The 21,433-nt window shown below is 69.7% G+C and carries 15 protein-coding genes; 3 read left to right on the forward strand and 12 right to left on the reverse strand.

What is annotated here, in order from left to right; all coding sequences use genetic code 11:
• Nucleotides 1-122 precede the first annotated feature (122 nt).
• A complete protein-coding gene (locus KEG57_RS23585; RefSeq protein ID WP_272423127.1) occupies nt 123-911 on the forward strand; it encodes an exodeoxyribonuclease III in 789 nt (262 codons plus the stop codon).
• Here KEG57_RS23585 and KEG57_RS23590 read toward each other — a convergent pair.
• Genes KEG57_RS23590 through KEG57_RS23630 form a run of 9 tightly spaced genes read right to left on the reverse strand, consistent with a single transcriptional unit; the run spans nt 908 to nt 12,305 of the window.
• Nucleotides 908-1,945 (reverse strand): hypothetical protein, encoded by a 1,038-nt coding sequence (locus KEG57_RS23590; RefSeq protein ID WP_272423128.1) that lies wholly within the window; start codon nt 1,943-1,945, stop codon nt 908-910. The genes KEG57_RS23585 and KEG57_RS23590 overlap by 4 nt on opposite strands.
• Nucleotides 1,946-1,997: 52 nt before the next feature.
• Nucleotides 1,998-3,347, reverse strand: a complete 1,350-nt coding sequence (locus KEG57_RS23595) for a serine/threonine-protein kinase (protein WP_272423129.1) — start codon at nt 3,345-3,347, stop codon at nt 1,998-2,000.
• Between the two features lie 18 nt (nt 3,348-3,365).
• The gene (locus KEG57_RS23600) at nt 3,366-4,832 is read right to left on the reverse strand and encodes a chemotaxis protein CheB (protein WP_272423130.1); all 1,467 of its coding nucleotides are present in this window, start codon (nt 4,830-4,832) and stop codon (nt 3,366-3,368) included.
• Entirely contained in the window at nt 4,832-7,555 is a 2,724-nt protein-coding gene (locus KEG57_RS23605) for a response regulator (RefSeq protein WP_272458811.1), read from the reverse strand. The genes KEG57_RS23600 and KEG57_RS23605 overlap by 1 nt, the downstream gene beginning before the upstream one ends.
• Nucleotides 7,555-8,160 carry a chemotaxis protein CheW gene (locus tag KEG57_RS23610; RefSeq protein ID WP_272423132.1) on the reverse strand — a complete coding sequence of 202 codons (606 nt, stop codon included), beginning with the start codon at nt 8,158-8,160 and terminating at the stop codon, nt 7,555-7,557. Before KEG57_RS23610 ends, KEG57_RS23605 begins: the two co-directional genes overlap by 1 nt.
• The gene (locus tag KEG57_RS23615) at nt 8,157-9,560 is read right to left on the reverse strand and encodes a CheR family methyltransferase (protein ID WP_272423133.1); all 1,404 of its coding nucleotides are present in this window, start codon (nt 9,558-9,560) and stop codon (nt 8,157-8,159) included. Before KEG57_RS23615 ends, KEG57_RS23610 begins: the two co-directional genes overlap by 4 nt.
• Complete coding sequence (locus KEG57_RS23620; protein WP_272423134.1) at nt 9,547-9,957, reverse strand: chemotaxis protein CheW; 411 nt, start codon at nt 9,955-9,957, stop codon at nt 9,547-9,549. The genes KEG57_RS23615 and KEG57_RS23620 overlap by 14 nt, the downstream gene beginning before the upstream one ends.
• A gap of 14 nt (nt 9,958-9,971) precedes the next feature.
• Complete coding sequence (locus tag KEG57_RS23625; RefSeq protein WP_272423135.1) at nt 9,972-11,057, reverse strand: methyl-accepting chemotaxis protein; 1,086 nt, start codon at nt 11,055-11,057, stop codon at nt 9,972-9,974.
• 60 nt (nt 11,058-11,117) lie between these two features.
• Nucleotides 11,118-12,305, reverse strand: a complete 1,188-nt coding sequence (locus KEG57_RS23630) for an FIST signal transduction protein (protein ID WP_272423136.1) — start codon at nt 12,303-12,305, stop codon at nt 11,118-11,120.
• A gap of 336 nt (nt 12,306-12,641) precedes the next feature.
• On the opposite strand from KEG57_RS23630, the gene KEG57_RS23635 reads away from it, so the two are divergent.
• Nucleotides 12,642-14,354: a serine/threonine-protein kinase gene (locus tag KEG57_RS23635; protein ID WP_272423137.1), complete on the forward strand. Its 1,713-nt coding sequence runs from the start codon at nt 12,642-12,644 to the stop codon at nt 14,352-14,354.
• Entirely contained in the window at nt 14,354-15,421 is a 1,068-nt protein-coding gene (locus KEG57_RS23640; protein WP_272423138.1) for a PEGA domain-containing protein, read from the forward strand. Before KEG57_RS23635 ends, KEG57_RS23640 begins: the two co-directional genes overlap by 1 nt.
• Nucleotides 15,422-15,558: 137 nt before the next feature.
• Here KEG57_RS23640 and KEG57_RS23645 read toward each other — a convergent pair whose 3' ends face one another.
• The 3 genes from KEG57_RS23645 to KEG57_RS23655 form a co-directional block, all read right to left on the reverse strand.
• A complete protein-coding gene (locus KEG57_RS23645; RefSeq protein WP_272423139.1) occupies nt 15,559-17,292 on the reverse strand; it encodes an ABC transporter substrate-binding protein in 1,734 nt (577 codons plus the stop codon).
• 114 nt (nt 17,293-17,406) lie between these two features.
• Entirely contained in the window at nt 17,407-19,947 is a 2,541-nt protein-coding gene (locus tag KEG57_RS23650; RefSeq protein WP_272423141.1) for a dynamin family protein, read from the reverse strand.
• A 31-nt stretch (nt 19,948-19,978) separates the two neighbouring features.
• Complete coding sequence (locus KEG57_RS23655) at nt 19,979-21,427, reverse strand: DUF8728 domain-containing protein (RefSeq protein WP_272458812.1); 1,449 nt, start codon at nt 21,425-21,427, stop codon at nt 19,979-19,981.
• Between the last annotated feature and the right edge of the window lie 6 nt (nt 21,428-21,433).

Raw genomic sequence — 21,433 nt, forward strand, 5'->3', positions numbered from 1 at the left:
GGGTGCTTGGGACACGCGAGCCGTCGCGCGGGTAAAAAACGAGCGAGCGTTCGGCGGCGACGGCGGGAGAGCGGATTCGCTTGACATGGCCCGGCCAAACCCTAGAGAGCTGTCTTCGACGCATGAAGATCGTGAGCTGGAACGTGAACGGGCTGCGGTCGGTCCTGGGGAAAGGTTTTTCCACGTGGCTCGCAAACGAGCGGGCCGACATCGTGGGCATCCAGGAGGTGCGCGCGCAGGAGGCGCAGCTCGGGCCGTGCCTGGAGTCGATCGGCGGCGCGTGGCTGCGCGCGTTCTCGGCGGCCGAGCGGCCGGGCTACAGCGGCGTGGGGCTGCTGTCGCGTTTGCCCGCGGACAAGATCTCGACGTCGCTGAAGGACGCGACGTTCGACGCCGAGGGGCGCGTGCAGATCGCGCGTTACGGGCGGCTCACGCTGGCGAACGTGTACTTCCCGAACGGCAGCGGGCCGAACCGCGACAACAGCCGCATCCCGTTCAAGCTCGCGTTCTACCGGCGTCTCTTCGACGTGCTGGAGGTGCGGCGGCGCCGTGGTGAGCCGATCCTCGTGATGGGCGATTTCAACACGGCGCATCGCGAGATCGATCTCGCGCGGCCCAAGGAGAACGTGAAGACGAGTGGCTTCACGCCGGAGGAGCGCGAGGAGCTCGATCGGTGGATCCGCGCGGGCTACGTGGACACGTTCCGCGTCTTCGAGCCGGGGCCCGGGCACTACTCGTGGTGGAGCCAGCGGTTCGGCGTGCGCGCGAAGAACGTGGGGTGGCGCATCGACTACGTGCTCGCGTCGGAAGGCGCGGCGAAGCACCTCAAGGGCGCGTTCCTCTCGCCGCACGTGACGGGCAGTGATCACTGCCCTGTGGGCGTCGAGCTGGACGACGCAATCGTGGGTTAGCTGCGGGCCGCGAGCGAGAACCAGCACGCCGCCGCGAAGAGGTGCAGGGCAGCGCGTGGCGGCGTGCTCGTGCGGCGCGTGGCGTCCTCGACCCAGGGCGCGATCGAGGCCATCGGCGCGGGGACACGAGGCAAGAGCTCCGGGCCTTCGGAGAGCCAATCTTCGAGATCACGTTCGTCCGCGAGCGTCGTGAGCATGCCGCCCGCGAGGGCGCCGCCCGCGTCCACGCGCACGCGCGCGAGCGTGAGAGAACCATCGAGCGGGCTCTCGACGGAGAGCACGGCCGTGCGCGCGCCGTCCTCGCTCTGCTCGGAGGCGAACACGAGGGCGCGCAGGCCCTCTACGTTCGTACGTGCCGACGAACGAAAGACACGCGCGAGGACGTCGGCCCAGCGCGCGCGCGGCGCCTTGCTCGGCGCCTCGTGCCAGAGCGATTCGCAGAGCCACACGGCCGCCGCTCCGCCCTCCTCGACGATGCGATCGACGGCGACGTCGCCGATGCCGAGGTCGTCACGACGAACGAGGTCCTCGTAAAGAAATGCCGCGGGGACCCGAGCGCGCTTGCGCAGGCGATCGATCTGCTCGAAGCGCGCGAGGCGGGACTCGAGCGGCTGGCGGACGATCTTTTCGGTGATCTCGGGCAAGCGCGCGGGTGTCGCCGCGAGGCCCGCGATCACCACGAGGAGCTGCGCGTCGTTCATCGCGAGGAGCTCGGCCTGCGTGACCTGCCGCGCGAGCTCCTGCGCGCGCGTCGGATCGACCGATCGCACGAGCGCGAGCGCGACGGCGCGCCCCTCGATCGGCGCCCGTGTGTCGAGCAGCACGCTCGTGAGCGCGGGCAGGTCCGACGTGGTGAGGCCGAGGAACGAGAAGGCGCGCACGTACAGCGGGACCTCGCGCGGGAGCGCACCCTGCGCGGCGAGGCGCGCGACGAGGTCCCTGCGGAGCTCATCCTTCGTGATCTCGGCGAGCCGCTCGTAGAGCTCCTCATCGGAGCGAGGTCGCTGTCGGAACAGGCGCTCCGTGTCGTTCATGCCGCGCTCCCCTCCCCCACGAAATGACGAGCGGCCGAACGATCGGCTCCCGTCACGATTCGAGAATCTTCTGCAACGTAGCTTCGAGCTGACGTGGATCGAAGCGCTTCGGCAGGACGGCTTGCACGCCGATCACCCGCGCCTCCGCTTCGAGCTCGGGCGTGATGTCGGACGCGAGCAAGATGAACGGGACGTCGGCGAGGCGCGGATTCTCGCGCATGACAAGGCAGAGCTCGAGTCCCGACATGCCCTGCAGCGTCCGCTGACAAACCACCGCGTCGGGGACGGCGCCACGCATCGCGGAGCGCGCCTCGTCGCCCGTGGAGGCCTCGATGACGTTGTACCGCTGGCCGAGGCTCGCACGCACGAGCGCGCGGAGCGTGCGCGACTCGTCGACGACGATGACACGCGGTTTCGCCGGACGAACCGTGGCCCGATCACGCGCCTCGTGGCGGTGGATCGGGAAGAGGCGTGTGATCGTCTCCATGAGCAGCTCGCTCGGCGGCGGCGAGGTGTGGAGGCGGAGCGTGCCGATCGCGTCGACGATCTCGAGGCCGCGTGAAGGCCGGTTGTCCGGGTCGCGATCGAGCAGGCGATGGACGATCTCGTCGAACTCGGGCGGGACGGCGCGGTTCTGGCTCGACGCGGGGGGCAAGTCCTCGGTCGTGACGCGCTGGATCGTGTGCGCCTCGGTCTCGCCGGTGAACGCACTCCGACCCGTGAGCATCTCGAAGAGGACCACGCCGAACGAGAAGAGATCCGAGCGCGCGTCGAGGCGGCCGCGCAGGATGGTCTCGGGCGCCATGTACGCGAATTTGCCCTTGAGCGTGCCGGCGCCGCCCTGCGTGGGCGAGAGGCGCTCGCGGGCGCGCGCGATGCCGAAGTCCGCGAGCTTCACGACGCCCTCGCGCGAGAGGAGGATGTTCGAGGGGCTCACGTCGCGATGGACGATGAGGAGCGGGCGGCCGTCCTCGCCGAGCTTGTGGTGCGCGTAGTCGAGTCCGCGCGCGGTCTCGACCGCGATGTGCGCGACCTCGGGGATGCTGAGGCGTTCGCCGCGCTTGCGGAGCTCGTAGAGCGTGGCGCCGAGGCTCGGGCCGTCGACGTACTCGAGCACGAGGTAGTACTGGCCGCCCTCCTCCGCGAACTCGACGACCTGCACGATGTTGCCGTGATGAAGGCGCGACGTGATGCGCGCCTCGTCGCGGAACATCGCGATGAACTCGTTGTTCGACGCGTACTGAGGAAGCACCCGCTTGACGACGACCTCTTTCATGAAGCCGTCGGTCCCCGTGAGGCGGCCGAGGAGCACCTCGGCCATGCCGCCATAGGCGAGCCTGCGAATGATTTGATACTTCCCCAGCCGCTCCGGGAGCTCCGGCTCCTGCATCGGAGGAACCATATCAGCTCCTTTGCTCCTTCAATGACGCGAGCGCGCCGGTGCACGGACGCGCTCGACGATTTCGGGGCCGAGTTCGTCGAGGGACAGAACGGCATCCGCGTAACCACGGGAAATCGCTGCTCCGGGCATGCCGCTCACCACGCAGGAATCCGGCGACTGGACGAGCACACTTCCGCCGGCCGCTTTGATTGCGCGCAGTCCCTCGACTCCATCGTTGCCCATCCCGGTGAGCATCACGCCAAGAGCACCGTCACCAAAATGCCGGGCGAGCGACTCGAAGAGCGGCGTGCCCGAGGGCCGATGGTTGCCGACGGGCGGGCCCTCGATGACGCCGATCGTGAGCGGCGATTGCGCGACAAGATGCTTGCCTTCGGGCGCGAGCGCGATGACGCCGGCACGCAAAGGCATGCCGTGCGTGGCAAGGCGAACGGGGAGCTGCGTGACCTCGGCGAGCCACTCGGCGAGCGCCTCGTCGAAGCCCGCGAGGACGTGCTGCACGATCAGGACCGGGACGGACGAGGTGGCAGCGGCGAGGCCCGGCAACATCGCGGCGATGGCCGCAGGGCCGCCGGTCGAAGCGCAGATGCCGACGACGGTGGCACGGTTCTGCGCGCGGTGGCTGCTGCTGCGGCGTGATCGCACCGAGCGTGGTCCGTCGGCCCAGCGACGAACCACGGGGATCTCGGCGAGCATCTTGATCTTGTCGCGCAAGGCGACGGCCTGCGGGCCCATCGGATCACCCCAGCTCGGCCGCGCGATCACGTCGAGCGCGCCAGCCTCGGTCGCGGAGAAGATCTGCGCGGCGGGGCGGCTTCCTTGCTGATCGGAAACGATGACGACGCGTGTCGGCGCGAGCGCCATGATGCGGCGGGTGGCGGCGACGCCGTCGAGGCCGGGCATCATCGCGTCGAGCAGGATGATCTGCGGGTTCTCGCGCACGGCGAGATCAACGGCGCCCTGACCATCGCGCGCCATGCCGACGACGTCGATCTCGGGATCGGCCTTGAGGACACGCGCGAGCAGCGTGCGGCCGACCTCGGTGTCGTCGGCGATGACCACGCGGATCACGGGGCGCACCCTGCGACTCGAAGGAACGACCGGCGCGCTCGGGATGGTGAGCGCGAGGATCGTGGAGACACGCGCTGCGAGCTGCGAGCCGTCGACGGGCTTCGGGAAGAAGGCGTCGATGTAGCCCGTGGCGAGAAGATCTCGCTCGCGGAGCTCCTTGTTCGCGCTGATGAGGATGACCTTCGGCGCGAGCGTGCCTCCCCTCTCCTTCACGCGACGCGCGAGCTCGAGCCCGTTCATGTTGGGCATCGCGTAGTCGGTGATGACGAGGTCGAAGGGCTGGCTCGACGTGCCCATGCGCGTGAGCGCGTCCTCCCCGTTGCTCGCGACCTCGAGTTCGAGGGCGAGTCCGGCGAGGTGGGCGCGCACGATGTCGCGCATCACGACCGAGTCGTCGACGATGAGAACGCGTGCCATCAAGCCCTCCCCACGAGCTCGTTCACGGTCTTCACGAAGACCTCGTGATCGAACTCGCTCTTGACGATGTAGGCGTCTGCGCCGACCGCGAGGCCAGCGCGGCGATCATCGTCGGACCCGAGCGACGTGACCAGGACGACCGGGAGCCTCCGAAGCCGTTCGTTTTGCCGGATCTGCGAGCAAAGCTCGAGTCCGGACATCTCGGGCATCGAGACGTCGCTGACGACGATGTCGAACGTCTCGAGCTCCAGCGCCGCGAGCGCTTCGTTGCCGTCTGCGACCGCGACGACGTCGAAGCCGGCGACCTCGAGCACCGATCGCTCCAGCGCACGGGTGGTGAAAGAATCGTCGACCAAAAGGAGCCTCGGCTTGGGGCGGTTTTCGACCCTCGGCAAAAGCGCCCGGAAGCGGTCGGCATCGCGTCCGGAGGCCGAGCGGAGGAGATCGATGGGATTTAACATCAACACGACGCGGCCGTCCCCAAGGATGGTCGCACCTGCGATGTTCCGTACACGAACAAGCGGCGGTTCGAGGTTTTTCGCCAGGACCGTCTGATCACTGACGATCTCCCGGACCGCAAGCGCGCACCGGGTCTCGCCGATGCCGATGACCAAAACCGGGATGCGCTCGGGCGGCGGGGGCAGCTCCACAGGCAAACCGAGGAGCGTGGCCAGCGGGACGAGCGCGATCGGGCGGCCATCGACGACGATCGCGTGCGTGCGCTCGACCTCCAGCACATCCGAGGCGCTGATGCGCAGAATGCGCTGGATCGAGGAGATCGGCATCGCGAACTGCTCCTCACCGACACGCAGGAGCAGCGAGTGGACGACGTAGATCGTGAGCGGCAGGACGATGACGAACGAAGTCCCGACGCCCTGTCGTGACTCGACCGTGACGGTGCCATGGAGCCGCTCGATGTTGGTGCGAACCGCGTCGAGTCCGACGCCGCGACCCGAGAGCTCGCCGACCTCGGAGCGCGTCGTGAGGCCCGGCGCGAAGAGCATTTCGAGGACGCGGTGCTCGGGCAACTCCGCCGCTTCGAGCGCGGTCGAGAGGCCCGACGCAATGGCCGCGCGGCGCACACCGGCAATGTCCACGCCGGGGCCGTCGTCGCTCACCGTGATGGTGACGACGTCGCCGCGATGCTCGGCACGAATGCGGATCGTGCCGCGCGAGGGTTTGCCCGCGGCGGCGCGCGCGCCCGGGTGCTCGCAGCCGTGATCGATGGCGTTGCGGAGGAGGTGGTAGAGCGGATCGCGGAGCTCTTCGAGGACCTTCTTGTCGAGCTCGAGCTCGGCGCCGGTGATGACGAGGTCGACCATCTTGCCGGCCTCGCGCGCCATGTTGCGAACCGCGCGCGGGAGCGGTTCGAGCACGCTCGCGAGCGGGAAGGTCTGGATGCGGCGGATGTCCTCCTGGAGCTGGCCCGAGAGGATCGTCGACTGGAGCGCGTCGGCCTCGAAGGCGCGGACGATCTCGCGCAGCCTGCGCACGAGGAGCCGCTCGTGCTCGAGGTCCTCGTTCTGGACCTCGACGAGACGCTCGGACCAGCCTTCGAGCTTCGCCGGCGCCTCGTCGCGCACCATCGCGCGGATCGCGGTCTGCGCCTTGAGGCGCTCTTCTTCCGCGGAGAGGACGGCACGAAGCTCGGCGAGGCGCTGATCGGTGCGTACGCGCGCGGCGAGGAGCTCGCCGACCTGCGCCATGAGCGCCGAGAGTTTTTTCATGGAGACGCGAAGCGTCTCTTCGGTGCTCGAGCGGAGCGGCGCAGGGGCGTTCTGGATCTTCGGGAGTTGCCCCGTCGGGTTCGGGCCGCGATCGCTGCCCGCAGCGTTCGCGCGGCCCGCGGCCACCGCAACGCCGGCCGAGGTGCCGGGTGAGCCCGCGGAGGTGCCGGGTGCGTTGCCGCCGCCCGAGGTGCCAGGCGTGACGACGGGCGCCGGCGGCGGCGTGACGCCGCCCGGGATCCCGATCTCCGCGCGCGCGACGTATCCCGTCGGTGGTCCGTAGGGGCCGATCGCGGGGGGACTGAACGCGACGGGCGGAGGACCGAAACCCGCAGGGAGCGGGGCGGCATCGTAATGCGAGGACCCGAGAGGCGCGCCCGCGTGCGGGTTCGGCGGCGGCTCGCTGTGCTTCGTCTTCGGCTCGTTGTAGCCCGCGCTCACGTTGCGCGACGGCGCCGCGGGCTCGGCGGCGGCTCGGTGCTGCCGCAGGATCGACTGGGGGCTTCTGGATCGCGTCGCGACGGTGATCCCATCGACCGGTCGCACGACGGGCGGAGGCGGCGGCGCCGGCAGAGGCAGGCCCGGCGAGGGTTTCGACGCGAGGAGCACGGCTTCGAGCCCCTCGATCGCCTCCATGATGACGGGATCCGGATCCGGGTTCGGATCCACGCGGAGCGCGTGATGCACGGTCGAGAGGCCCGCGTTCAGCGTGTCGAAGACCTCGGGCGTGCGCTCGTAGTCCATCGCGCGGAGCGAGGCGAGGACCGACTCGATCGCGTGCGCGAGGCGCGCCGTGTGCGCGAACCCGAGCGAGCTCGCGGCGCCTTTCATGTTGTGCGCCTGCCGGAACGCCTCATCGATGAGCTGCTCGCGCGCGCTGCCCTCGGCGCCTCGTTCCACGAGGAGCAGGGCCGTCCCGATACGCTCGACCTGCTCGACGGCCTCGTTGCGAAGGGTCTCGCAGAGGGCCTCGAACGCCGCGTCGTCGAGGGCCATCAGCCGCGCTCCTCGACGCGCAAGGAGCGGTCGGAGAGGAGCGATCCGAGATCGAGGACGACGGTGCGATCCTCGAGCACGCCCAGCGTGTGACGCTGGACCAGCGGGGGAAACGTAGGCATGGCCTTGGCGATCGTGCGGCGGTTGACCTCGATGATATTGTGGAGCGCGTCCGCCGCCACCGCGCAGACGACCTCCGCATTCGACGCCATGACGAGGTGCTCGGCGGACGTCTCGGCGCGCGCATCGGGCGTGAAGAGCAGCGGCAGATCGACGACGGCGACGATGCGGCCGCGACGTGCCGCGACGCCGAGGAAATAATCAGGCACGCCGGGGACACGCGTGATCCGGCTCATCGGGCCGACCTCGTCGACGGACTCGAGCTGCACCGCGTAGCGCCGGCCGCTTCGCTCGAAGACGATGCAGCTGATGGAGTCGGGCGCGCGATCGAGGCGCGTCGGCTCGCGCGCGATGCGGCGCGTACGTTCGGCGAGGATGCGCGGATGGACCTCGCGTTCGCCACTCTTGCCTTCGCGCAACTTCTCCTCGAGCTCGGCGAGCGAGGTGCGCAGCTTCTCGTAGACGCTCTCTTCCCGGGCGCTCATTGAATCTCGGTGTCTCGAAACAGCCGGAGCAGCCGGCCCACGGTCATGCCGTCCCATCCTTCGATCGGCGCGTCGACGCCCTTCCCACGCGCGACCGTGAGGGCGCGCAGGCGTGCAGCATGGCGTTCGACGAGATCGGGGCGGCCGAGGCGGAGGCCCGCGACGGCCGCGCCCGCGTGCGCGAGCATCATCGACGGATCGAGGTACACGCAGCGGCGGAAGGCGTCGAGCGCTGCTTCGAAGCCGCCGAGCTCGACCAAGAGGAGCCCTTCCAGCAAGTGCGCCCGCGGCTCCTCGGGTTCCTCTTCGAGGAGCGCTTCGAGCTCGGCGAGGGCGTTTTCGAGGTTCCCCGCGTCGGCGTGTGCGAAGGCGCTCGCGAGCGAAGGCGCCGCGGCCGGGGCCGGAACCTCAGGCGCAGGCTCGGGCGACGGGGGCGGCGGCGCCGCGGGGGCGACCGGAGGCGCGGCCGCGGCCTCCATGCGCAGCTCGGGCAAGGGCACAGGAGGGATCGAGAGGCGCGCGTACCTGCGGCCGCGCGGCGAGGAAGGCGGCACGCTCACGGGCCCGAACCGCTCGTGCACCACGACCTCGCCGACGTGCACCGCTCGACACCCGGGCACGTCACCGGCGTGGTCCACGGGGCCGAACATCAAGATGCCGCCCGGTGCGAGCGCGGCCGCGAGCGAGGCGATCACCTCGGGCCGCGCTTCGGGCTCCAGGTAGTAAAGAACGTTCTGGCAGAGGATGAGATCGAAGCCCTTCGGAAAGACGTTCACGAGCGGGCCTTCGGTGAGCCCGAAGCGGCGGAAACGCACGAGGCGGCGCACGTCCTCGGAGAGGTGCCAGGTCTCGCCTTCGGTGCGGAAATACATGCGGCGCACGACCTCGGGCACGTCGCGCAGCGACCACGCCGAGTACCGCGCGGATTCGGCCTTCTGCAAGGCGCGCGGGTTGAGGTCGATGCCCGTGACCTCGACGCGGAAGCCGTCGTTCATCGCGGCCTCGCGAAGCACGATCGCGAGCGAGTAGGCCTCTTCGCCCGTGGCGCAGCCAGCCGAGAGCGCCGTCAGCACGCGCTCCTTGCGCCGCTTGTGGAGGAGCGACGGGACGATCTCGTTGCGAAGCGCTTCGAATTGCGGAGGGCCGCGGAAGAAGTGGGTCTCGCCGACCGTGATCTCCGCGATGAACGACTCGAGCTCGGCCGTGTCGTGCGAAAGGATCACGTGCTCGAGGTACGCGCCCACGGGGGCGCCACGCTCGGCCGCACGACGCTCGGCCACGCGCTCGATGATCTCCATGTTGCGCGGGCGCATCTGCAGCCGCGTCCGCGCGCGCAAGAGCTCGCCGAGGCGCCGCACAACCCCCGGATCCGGGGCGCGCCGGGCCTCAGCTCGAGCCATGGTAGGCGTCCTCCGGACCGAGCACGAGCACGAGGTCGTCCTCGATACGCACGACGCCCGGCGAACGTACGCCGGCGATATCGCCCGGCTTCTCGATCGCGTCCTCCTGCACGGTCACCACGTCCCGGACCTCGTCGACCGCGAGCCCGAGGAGTTTTCCCTTCGCGGCCCGTACGATCACGAGGTGCTGATAGAACGGCAGCGGCTTCACTTGCGAGAGCCGCCCGCGCAGATCGATCACGGGCACCACGCGGCCGCGGAGGTTGATCACGCCGAGCACCTCGGGCGGCGCGTCGGGCACGTGATCGAGCTGCACACGCGGAATGATCTCGACCACGTGCTCGCACGGGATCGCGCACGGGCGGCCGCCCATCCGCGTGAGGACGAGGTTCGTCACCCCGCCGTCCAAGCTCAAGCCTCCGTGCCGTGGTCGTGGGACCGGATCGGCTCCGTCAATCGGGCCAGCCGATCGAGCGCGATCTCGGCTTGCTCCACGCTGATCTTCGTCTCCTGCGTGGCCATGTTGATCTGCTTCATGCCCTGGGCGATCTGCTCGAGCCCGAGGCTCTGCTGCCGCATCGCGCCCGTGATCTGCCGAGCCGCGCGCGTCGTTTGGTTGATGACGTAGACAAGCTGCCCGAGGCGCTCGCCGATGCGGCGCACCTTCGAGCTACCCTCCGTCGCGGCCTTCGAGCCCTCCTCGGTGACCATCGCGGCGCTGTGGCTCGCCTTCTGGATCTCGCCGAGGATCGAGCGCACCTGCTGCGTCGCTTGCTTCGACTGCTCGGCGAGCGTGCGGATCTCAAGCGCGACGACCGCGAAGCCGCGCCCGTGCTCGCCGGCCTTCGCCGCTTCGATCGAGGCGTTCAGGGCGAGCAGCTTGCTCTGCTCGGCGATCTCGTTGACGCTGCTGATGATCTCGCCGATCTGCTGCGTGCGCTCGGTCAGGTCGAGGATCTTGGCCGCGATGAGCTCGACCTGCTGGCGCAGCCGGTCGATGCCCTCGATGGCGGCGACGACGTCGCGCTGGCCGTCCTGCGAGATCTGCTCCGATTGCTCGGCGATCTGGATGATCCCTTCGGCCTTCTCGACGTTCTGGATCCCGACCTCGTTGAGCTCCTCGATGGTCGTCGTGATGTCGTTGACCATCCCGGCCTGCTGGCTGCCGCTCGCGGCCTGCTGACGCGTGCTCGCGAGCAGCTCCGCCAGCGTGCCCGCGACCTGCTGGCCCAGCGTGCGAAAGCGCGTCGCCGCGACGATCCCGCGGCCGGCCTTCCGGTTCGACTCGACGAGCGAAGAGAGCGCCGCGTGCAGGCGGGCCGCGCGAGGCTCGTCCGCGGGCGGGGCCGAGAGCTCGCGCCCGTCATCGCCTCGCGCGATGGCCTCGACGTCGTTGACGATGCGATCGAGGTAGACGTCGATCTTGCGCCGCGTGACCGCGCGGCGGGCCGCGGGATCGCGTTCTTTCTGCTCGTTCGAATCCGTCTTGTCAGCCACTTGGTCTCCGCTTCTCAGCTTCGGCTCGGTCGGACCGTTTTTCAACCGGGATCGTCTGCCTCAGTCGGGCAAGATCGCGACGACCGAGGTCGAGTTGTGCCAGCCGGACTGCTGGCCGGGCGTGAGCGCGATTTCGCCGTACGTCTCCCAGCCGATCAACGGCACGTCCTGACCCACGACCGAGCGGAACGCGGCGACCTGACGCTTGTACTGCTCGCCGAGGAAGATCCGGCGGCAAATGCAGTCGAAGACCAGCACCGCGCCCGGCCGACCCCCCGCGAGGTTCGCGAGGGCGCTGCGGGCGGCGTGCTCCGCCGCCGAGACGAGCTTCTCCTCGCTGCCGCGCATGATCGTGACGCTCGCGCCCACCGGCACCTCGGAGGCCATCACGATCGCGCCTTCCTCGGTCGCCTTGAGCGGCGCCCGGATCTTGTACTCGCCGCTCGACGTCAGCATGCCGAGCTCGTGCGTGATCATGAACGCGTCGCGGTTCGCCTCCGTGAACGGCTCGCGGCTATCCGCCGCGAAACGTTCGTAGGCGAGGAGAGCCGGGCGGCCGTCGATCTCGTGGATCACGTTGTTCACGGCGCGCGTCACGATCATGCTCGGACACGCGGGCGACAGGCCGTGCCGCACGCCGATGCCGATCGGCGTTCTCGAGAACGCGGACACCACGACGATCGCGTCCGTGTAGTGCCGATCGTCGAGGAACACGTCGGTCCGGGCGAACGCCGCGTCGTCCGCCGCGGCGCCGCCGACGACCTGCGCGAGCATCCCTGCGCCCGCGTGGACGGACTCGACGATGTCCTCGCCTTGCCCCGCGAGCCCGTCGCTCAGCACGATACACGTCGCGTGCCCAAAGCCGGCCGTACGCGCGGCGCGGTGCTCGGCGGCGAACGATCGGAGCGCCTCGGTCGTCGCGCTCTGGCGCGCGCTCTTGAGCCCGCGGCCGAAGCCCACGCGGAACCGGATCACGTCGCTCTTGACGGCCATCACGGCCACTGAGCCGTGTCCGACGTGGGCGTGCGTGAACTCGCCCGCGGTGGAACACCCGACGAGCGGCACGGGGCCGGTGATCTTGCGGATGGCGGGCAGGAGCTTGCCGTAGTCGTGGTTCGTCGACGCGAAGACGAAGACGATGTCGGCTTCCCCTCCGCCGAGCGTGCGCAGCGCCTCTTGCGCGGCCGCCGTCCCTGCGTCGGTCGAGGACGATTCGTTCGAGAAACCGACACCGGCCCTGGTCGTCATGCGCGCCTCCCGTCGATGCGACGAGAGCCACGGTGCCCGACCTCGGGGCCCTCCGTCAACCGCCCCCCGGACAGCCTCGGACGGCGAGCCACGCCGCGCGAGGACCTCCCTTTCGGTCCTTTGCGGAGCTCGATGTACCCTGCGCCACCACGTGACGCGCGAGCCTGGATCCACGCTTCCGGTGCGAACCGTGAGCCCGTTTTTTTTTGCGCACCGAAAACTCGCATCGATTGCGCTCTAGGGGCACTCTTCGGTACCATGCTTTGACGTGGGGGTGCGTACTGGAGCACGCACGCCCAGATCCGATCCGGCTCTCCAGCGAGGTGAATGTCGACCATGGAGGGGTCCAGCGTCACGAAGGGGCCCGAGGCCAATACCCTCGGCAAATACAGGCTCATCGCCGAGCTCGGCCATGGCGGTATGGCCGAGGTCTATCTGGCCGTCGTGCAGGGACCTGCAGGGTTCAACAAGCTCTGCGTGATCAAGCAGATCCGCCCGCAACTCGCGACGGATCCCGAGTTCCTCGGCATGTTCCTCGATGAAGCACGGCTCGCGGCGCGTCTGTCGCACCCGAACGTCGTGCAGACGAACGAGGTCGGTCAGGAGGGCGATCGGTACTTCATCGCGATGGAGTACCTCGAAGGGCAGCCGCTGAACCGCGTCCTGCACCGGATCGGCCGGGACGGCGGGCTCACGCTCGCGATGCACCTGCGCATCATCGTCGACATGCTCTCGGGCCTGAATCACGCGCACGAGCTCACGGATTTCGATGGCACGCCGCTCAACGTCGTGCACCGCGACGTCACGCCGCACAACGTGTTCGTCACGTACGAAGGTCAGGTCAAGGTCGTCGACTTCGGCATCGCGAAGGCGATGAACTCGTCGGCCGAGACGCGCCTCGGCGTGGTGAAGGGCAAAGTCGCGTACATGGCGCCCGAGCAAGCGCGCGGCGAGCGTGTGGATCGGCGCGCGGACATCTTCTCCGCGGGCGTGATGCTCTGGGAAGCCGCGACGGGCCGGCGCCTCTGGAAAGGCATCCCGGATCTGACGGTCCTGCATCGCCTGATCAACGGCGACATCCCCTCGCCTCGCTCGGTCGATCCCGACGTGCCCGAGGGCCTCGAGAAGATCGTGATGAAGGCGCTCGCGCTGCGTCGCGAGGATCGTTATGCGACCTCGACGGATCTCGCGGCCGCGCTCGAAGAGCTCCTGGATCAGATGGGCGACAAGACCTCGCTACGCGAGGTCGGCAAGCTCGTCGCGAAGCACTTCGAGGAGAACCGCTCGAAGATCAAGCAGATCGTCGAGGCCCAGCTCAAGGCCGCGAAGTCGCTGGCGACGACGGAGTTCCAGTCGATCAACCTCCCGCACCTCGACGGCACGTCGGCGTCGGGCCCGATGTCCGTCGATCGGACGGGCGCGCGCGAGGCGATGTCGAGCCAGGATCTCTCGTCGCCCGGCACGCGCCGCACGAACGGCGTGTCGTCGCCGACCTCGCTCACGGCCTCGACGGCGTCCGCGACGAACACGGGCGCGCAGACGGCCGCAGGCCCGAAGCGTGGGGTGCTCGGCGCGGTCGCACTCATCGCGGTCGCCGCGATCGGCGCGGGCGTCTGGTTCATGACGCAAAAGCCCCCGCCTGCACCGCCGACGCAGGCGACGGCCGCGCCGGTCGCGGGTGACATCGAGGTGACGATCACGGTCACGCCGCCGAACGCGAAGATCTTCCTCGACGGCAAGGAGCTCGCGACGAACCCCTTCGTCGGCAAGTTCCCCCGCGAGGACAAGACGCATATCATCAAGGCCGAGGCTTCGGGTTTCACCACGCGCAGCCGCGACGTGACGTTCGACAAGGACCGCACGATCGAGATGGTCCTCGAGCAGCAGGCCGCGGCGCCGCTGGCGACGCCGCAACCCACGGACACCTCGAAGGAAAAGACCAAGGTCATCTTCGTCCCGCAGCCGACCACGACCGCCGAGGATCCGATGAAGACCGGCGGCACCAAGAAGACGAACCGCACCGTCGACCCGAACAACCCGTATCAGTGATGAAGACATCCCGACGTATCGCCCTCGCGGTCGCCCTCTCGCTCCCCGTCATTCCCCTCGCCGTCTCGGCCCAGCAGCCCGCGGGCCCGGCCGCGGCGCCGGCCCCGGCGAAAGCCGAACCCTCGAAAGAAGCCAAGGAGGAAGCGTCGCGGCGCTTCAAGCGCGGCATCGAGCTGTTCGGCGAAGGTGACTACCGCGCCGCGCTCATCGAGTTCCGGCGCGCGAACGAGCTCGCCCCGAATTACAACGTCCTCTACAACATCGGGAACGTCTACTTCCAGCTCCAGGACTACGCGAACGCGCTCGTCTCGTTCGAGAAATACCTGGCCGAGGGCGGCGCGAACATCGACGCGAAGCGCCGCGCCGACGTGGACAAGGACATCGAGAAGCTGCGCACCCGCGTGGCGCGCGTGGAGATCGTGACGAGCGTCCCGGACGCGGACGTGACGATCGACGACGTGCCCGTCGGCAAGTCGCCCTTCGCGAAGCCGCTGCTCGTGAACCCGGGTCGCCACCGGATCGTGGCGACGAAAGAAGGCCGGACGAGCGCGTCGCGGACCATCGAGGTGGCGAGCTTCGACTCGGAGAAGGTGACGCTCGATCTGCAAGAGATCGCAAGGCCGTCCGAGACGGGAACCACGCCCACGGCGCTCCCCACGGCCTCGGCGACGCCAACAGCGCCGGCGACGAACAGCGCGCCCGTGACCCCGCCTCCCCCGCCGCCGAAGTCGGTCCCGTGGGCCGGCTGGGGCGTGACGGGCGCGCTCGCGATCGGCGCGGTCGCCACAGGCGTGCTCGCGCTCTCGAAGAACGGCGAGCTCGCGGATCTGCGCAAGCCCGACTCGGGCGCGACGAAGACGCAGCTCGACGAGGCCTCGAGCTCCACGGCAACCCTCGCGCTCGTCAGCGACATTTTCACGGGTGCCGCCGTCGTGGCGGGCGCCGTGACGCTCTACTTCACCGTGCGTGATCCCGCGCCCGCGAAGGAGCAACCGAAGACGGGCTTGATCAAGCGCGTCGACGTCGGTGTTTCGCCGACGGGTTTTACGCTCAAGGGCAGCTTCTAGCCCCCTTCCCCGCCCCAAAACGAAGGCCGCGGCGCCCGAGAGCACCGCGGCCTTTTTCGTGTCCGCACATTGCAAGCGCATTCGAAACGAAAACGCCGCCCCGGAGGACGGCGTTTCGTTCGTTTCAGCGAGCCGCTTTACTTGCAGGCGTCGGTGAACAAGCCCTTGAGCGAATGCGAGTCAGCTTCGTAGTACAGGCCTGAGAGCTGCTCCTTGGTCTTGCCGGTTCCATCGTCGGACAGGCAGAACACCTGGATGTTCGCCACGGGATCATTCGTCTCGGGGTCGAAGTCGAGCGGGCCGAAGGCGCCGTTGTAATCGATGGACTTGTATTCGCCCAACATGAGCTTCTTCATCGTATCGCTGAGCTTGGTCGGGCCGGAGTTGATCTCGTCCCCGGGAGGATCCGCTTTCGACATCTTCGTCATCCCCGCGGCGAGTTTCCGGCCCGTGATGACGCCGTCGGCGATCGTCGACGCGCTGTAGAACAGCAAGTAGGCGGCGTCATACGCGCTCGCTGCGCCGAGGATCGAGGGGTCGCCGTTCTCGGTCCCGAACGTCGTCCCGTACAGGTTCACGAAGAGCTGGTAGTTCTGGTCGGTGTTCTGCGGACCGGGCACGACGCCCGTGGTGCGCCTGCGCCAGTCGGCCTTGGCCGCGGCATCCGCCCCGACGTCGATGGCACCCGCGAGCGCGCCGGTGTTGTAGTTCGAGTCGGAGAAAACGTACCGCGGCTTGTACCCGAGCGCGCTGTTCCACCCGATCTCGATGGGGCCATACAGCGACGACACCGCCTCGCCCGTCCCGATGAGCAGGACGATGTGCGAGCCGTGGTTCTTCACCGCTTCGAGCGTCTCGGGGTACTTGGTCGTGCCGTCAGGATCGCCGTAGTCGACGATGAGGAAGTTCTCGCCGTTGTCGAGCGCGGGCTTGTCGTTGAAGGTCAGCGTCGTCTGGAGGGCGGTTCGGAGGCCCTGGCCGTATGCGTCCCCCTTGTGGACGAGCGCGAGCTTGATCTGCTCATCCATCAGCCCGAGTTCCATGCGGATCCGCTCCTCGAGCTTCGGCACGTACTGCACGATCGCGTTCGCCTGGAAGATGTCCGAAGGGACGGTGCGCCACACGAGCCCGGCCGTCGCGCCCGCGGGCTTGTCGGAGAGGTCCGTCAACGCGATGCCCGTGGCGGACGCGCTGATGAACAGCGCGCCCCCTGGGACCGTCGCCTCGTTGGCCGTCTGGATCGCGACGCCGCTGAAGGCGCCGCCGATGATGGCCTGGACGCCGAGGTTGTCGATGAGGTGCTTGGCCGCCTTGACGCTCACGCTGCCCTCGCCCGCATCGGTGCAGCCGATCATCGCGACGGGGCGCGTGGCCCCTTCCCCGACCGGCGGCAGACCGCCGACGTTCTGCTTCATGTCCCGGACCGCGAGCCGGATGCTGTTCTCCATCGACACGCCGATCTCGCCGTCGAAGCCCGTCGCCGTGGTCGGGTGAATCGAGCCGATCAGGAAGACGTTGTCGGCCGTCGGATCCCCTTCGACGACCTGACACTCGGGGGACAGCAGCGACCTGCAAACGCCGGACGCATCACCAGGCCCCTTGCGGCAGAACTGATCCTGGCCGAGCGAGCCGCAGTCGCTCGTCTTCGCGCAGAGAACGTCGCCGCCGCCGACGCAGACACCTGCCTCGCACTTCATGCCGTTCGGGCAGTCGGTGTTCACCTCGCACTGCTTCGTGCCCGTGTCGACGATGACGGAGCAGGAGGGCGTGATCGCGACGATACCGAGCGCGAGCGCGAGCCCGCCGAGGAGGCCGCGCCGATACGAATTTCGCTTCTGCGTGTCACTGCTTCCGCCAAACGACAAATCCATGATCTTGCCTCGATCCCGCAAAATTCTTGGGCGCGATGATACCCGCGTGCAGACGAGCGGGGTACGAAATACGCGGCCCGCGAGCCTCCAAAGTGTTTTTCCGGGCCGGGCCGCTCACGTCTTTGCGGAGAGTGCGCGCTCCACCATCGCCGCACGCTGCTCGATAAGCGCGAACGGCGCCGCAGGCAGGCCCACCTCCGTCGCGGCCACGAGCGCCGCCGCGAAGGCCACGATCGCAGCTTCGATCACGCGCCCGAGCGGCTGATCGACACGCTCGGCAGGCCTCTCCAGCGCAGCCACCGCGCCCATGAGCGCGGCGCGCACGGAGGCCGCGGCCGCGGGCGGTACCGCGACGCCGGCGTGCTGCGCGATCTCGTGTACCAAGGGGTCCGTGAGCCTGGAAACGAAGCGCTCTTCGACATAGGCCTCGAGCCCCGGATCGGTGCGCTTTCGCTCGTCCGCGAGATCGCCGAGGGGGCGCAGATCCGCGGCGAGCACGCGCCGCGCATGCTCGAGCCCTTTTTCGATCGAGGCCGCGATCGTGCGTCGATCGTGGCGAAGCTTGGCCGCGGACGCGAGGAGCACCTCGTGCATCGCGCGCGCCTCCTGGATCTTCGCCCGATCCTCCGCGGCGCGCGCGGCCGCGACCGACGCGAGCTCGCGCGCGATACGAAGCGCCCTGCGGCGGAGGGCGCGCTCGCGCAGTTCCGCCGAGCGATCGACGATCCGCTCGGCGAAGAGCGCCTCGACGCCCGCCCATCCCGAAGCTTCGAGCGCGGCCGCGTCGCCGAGCTTGCCCTTCAAGGAGAGCCGCGCGGAGAACGCGAGCGGAGCCGCGTAGGAGCCGATCCCCGTCTCTTCGAGGCTCTTCTGCACATGCACGAGGACATGTGCGAGCTCGTCGGGCGAGAGGCGATCGGCCTTGTTGACGAGGATCTGCACGGGCACGCCGAGGCCTTTGATCTCGGAGAGCACGCGCCGCTCGCTCTCCTTCATCGGTCCGCTCGCGTCGAGCAGCCAGACGGCGACGTGCGCCTCGTCGAAGGCCTGCCGCGCCGCCGCGATGTGATCGGGATCGGGCGCGTTGAAGCCCGGCGTGTCGAGGATCTCCACGCGCTTGAGTCGCTCGATCGGCGCGTAGATGAAGACCCGCTCGACCCGCTCGCCGCTGCCCGCGAGGCTCTTCAATGCAGCCTTCAAGCCGGCGTGCGGTACGACGCGATCGGGCGCGCCGCGCACCACGATCCGCGCGAAAGGATCCGGCGCCCACGCGACCCAGTGCAGCGTCGCGGTCGTGGGCAAGACGCCCGTCGGCGCGACGTCCTCGCCGAGGAGCGCGTTCAGGAAGGTGCTCTTGCCGGCGTTGAACTCGCCCACCACGGCGACACGCAGCGGACGCTCGCGCTCGACGGCGATCGCCTCGACGCCCGTGACGACGTCGAGCCGCTCGAGCGCGCGCGCGGAGCGGCCGAGCTCGTCGAGCAAGTCGGGCCAGGAGGCGATGCCATCGCCCGGGACCCAGCTCCGGATGATGCCGCTCGCGATCTCGGCCGCCCACGCCGCTGCCTCGCCTGATACGCGCTCGAGCTTGGCGAGGGCCGCGCGATGACGTCCCTCGGCCGCGAGCACGGCGCCCTCGCGAAGCGTGCCCAGGTCCTCGGGCAGGCGGCCCGGATCACGCGCGGCGAGCGCATGCAGCGCGTCGAGATCCCGCGTCTCGGTGGCGAGCCGGAGCAGCGCGGCGGCGGCGCCCGCGTGCCCGGCGGAGAGGCCTCGTGAAAGCGCGGCGCGCGCGTCGGCCCGCCGGCCCTCGGCGAACGCGAACGCCGCGGCCCACGCGGGCTCCTCGATGAGGCCCGCCGCCGTCACCACGCGTCGCGCACGATCGACGAGTACGACGTCGCGGCAGCCTGCGATGAGCGCAGAGAGCAGCTCCGCGGAGCCTGACGCGTCGAGGATGCAGGCGCGCAGGCCGAGCTCGAGCGCGGTCGACCACTGCCCTGCGGCGAACGCGAGCCGCGCGCGGACGAGCGCGCCGCGGCCGTCGATTCGCTCGGGGTCGATGACGGGCGCATACCGCGCAGCCGCGTTCACGTCACCGAGCGCGAGCGCGCACTCGGCGCGTCGCAGCGCAACCTCGCGATCGGGCGCTGCAGGCAGCTCGGTCCCGGTCGTCGCGGCCACCGCGAGCGACGTGCCGATACGATCGAGCCAGCGGCCGGCCCGCGCCGGATCGCTGGCCCAGAGGTCACGATCACACAGGTCGAGCAGCGCGAGCCGCGCGGCCTCGCGTTCCTCGGGCGCGTCGGCGGCGCGCTCGAGCGCCTCGGAGGCACGCACGTCGCCCATGCGCGCTCGCGCCTGACCGAGCCGGAGCCACACGTCGGCGCGCCAGGGGACGAGCGTGGCGAGTTCCGCGAGCGCCTCGGCAGCCTCGTGATCGAGGCCCGCATCCTCGGCAGCGTCCGCCCAAAGCGCGAGCCCGAGCGGCGAGCCGGGCACGCTCGCGAGGATCGTCCGCGCGAGGTCACGCGCTTCGAGCGGACGGCCCCGCGCGAGCGAGAGCTCTGCGGCGCGGCGCTCGTTTTCGAGGCCGCGGGCCAGGATTTCGACCCGTCCGAAGAAGTTCGAGAGGCTTTCGACGAGCCGCGCCATGGCCGCATCAAAGGCCGGCCGTGGCCTCGGATCAAGGGGCTTCGCCCCTGACGTCCCTCGCCGCGTCGGCCCGAAGGCGCAGCACCACGTACGGCAAGCCGGGCACGCGGCTCTCCGCGGTCACCACGAAGTTCGCGGCCATTTCCGGGAAACTCGCGATCCGCGCCTCGACGCCGCGATCGAAGATCGAAGCCGTCCACGGCGTCTCGACCCGCGCGCCCGGCGCGAGCAGGAGGACGAGCGTATCCACGCCACGCGCGTCGAGCATCGCCGGCGCGATGCGCTTCGTCGTGTGCCCGCCGGGCAAGGCTGCGATCGCCGGATCCGTGAGCCCCGCGAGATCCACGATGCTCGCCTCGGTCGCCGCGCCGACCCAGCCGGCGTCGAGCGAAGCCACGACACGAGCGCCTTCGAGCGCGGGACCGAGCTCACGCACGAGCGCGGTCCGAGCCGCCCCGACACGCGCGGCCACGGGGCCGATCTTGATCATGACGAAGAGCTCGCCCGCGAGCGCGAGCGCGACGCGCGCCGCCGTCACGCGCGCGTCCGCGACGGAGGCAAGATGCGCAGCGGCGAGGATCACCGCGGGGAGCACGGGGACGACGAGGCGCGAGAGTGGCATCCAGTCGCCGCCCGCGACGGCGACCGCGGCGAAGTGCACGGCGACGGCGAGCACGAGCCCGCGCACGAATGCCGTCGATCGCAGGAGCGCGCGCGGCGCGACGAGCGCGAGCGGGCCCGTGAGCAAGAAGCACGCGAGGGCGTACTTCGCGCCGAGCGAGGGATCCGAGGGCTTGGCGAGCACGGCGAGCGGCGTGGGACGACCAAACACGGCGAGGCGGATCGCAACGACGAGAAAAAAAGGAGCCGCTGCGAGAGCCCCACGAACCACCTCGGCGCGTCCGAGGCGCATCGGCTCCCCCGGCGGCGGGGTCATCGCGACGACGAGCACGAACGGCAAGAGCTCCGGCCGAAGCGCGGCTGCGAGCCCGAGCGGAAACACGCCCGCCCCGGGGCGCCCGAGCGCGACGAGGCACACCGCGATCGACACGAGCGCCGTCGCGAGGCCCGTTTCGAGCCCTGCGACGCTCCAGGCCGCGAGCGGCGCCGACGCGGGCAACATCACGAGCGCGGACCAGCGCGCGCGAGACGAAGAGGCACGATCGATCGTGACCGCGAGCAGCGCCGCCGCCGCTGTCCATGCGAGCAGCCCAAGAAACTTCGCGGCTGCGAGCGCGTCGAGGGGTCCACGCGCGGCGAACGGCGCGAGCAAGTAAGGAAACCCGAGCGGCGTCACGGCGTCGGTGATCGGCCCGTGCATGTTCCAGCGGTAGCCGAGGCCACGTGCGATGTGCGTCGCGTAGCGCGCGGGGATGAGCGCGTCGTCGACCGTGAAGCCGTACAGGACGAGCGCCGGCAGGAGCGCGAGCACCGCGCCGAGCGCGGCGAATCCAAGGGCGCGCGGCCAAAAAACCGGCACGGACGG

The sequence above is a fragment of the Polyangium jinanense genome, from assembly GCF_028435365.1.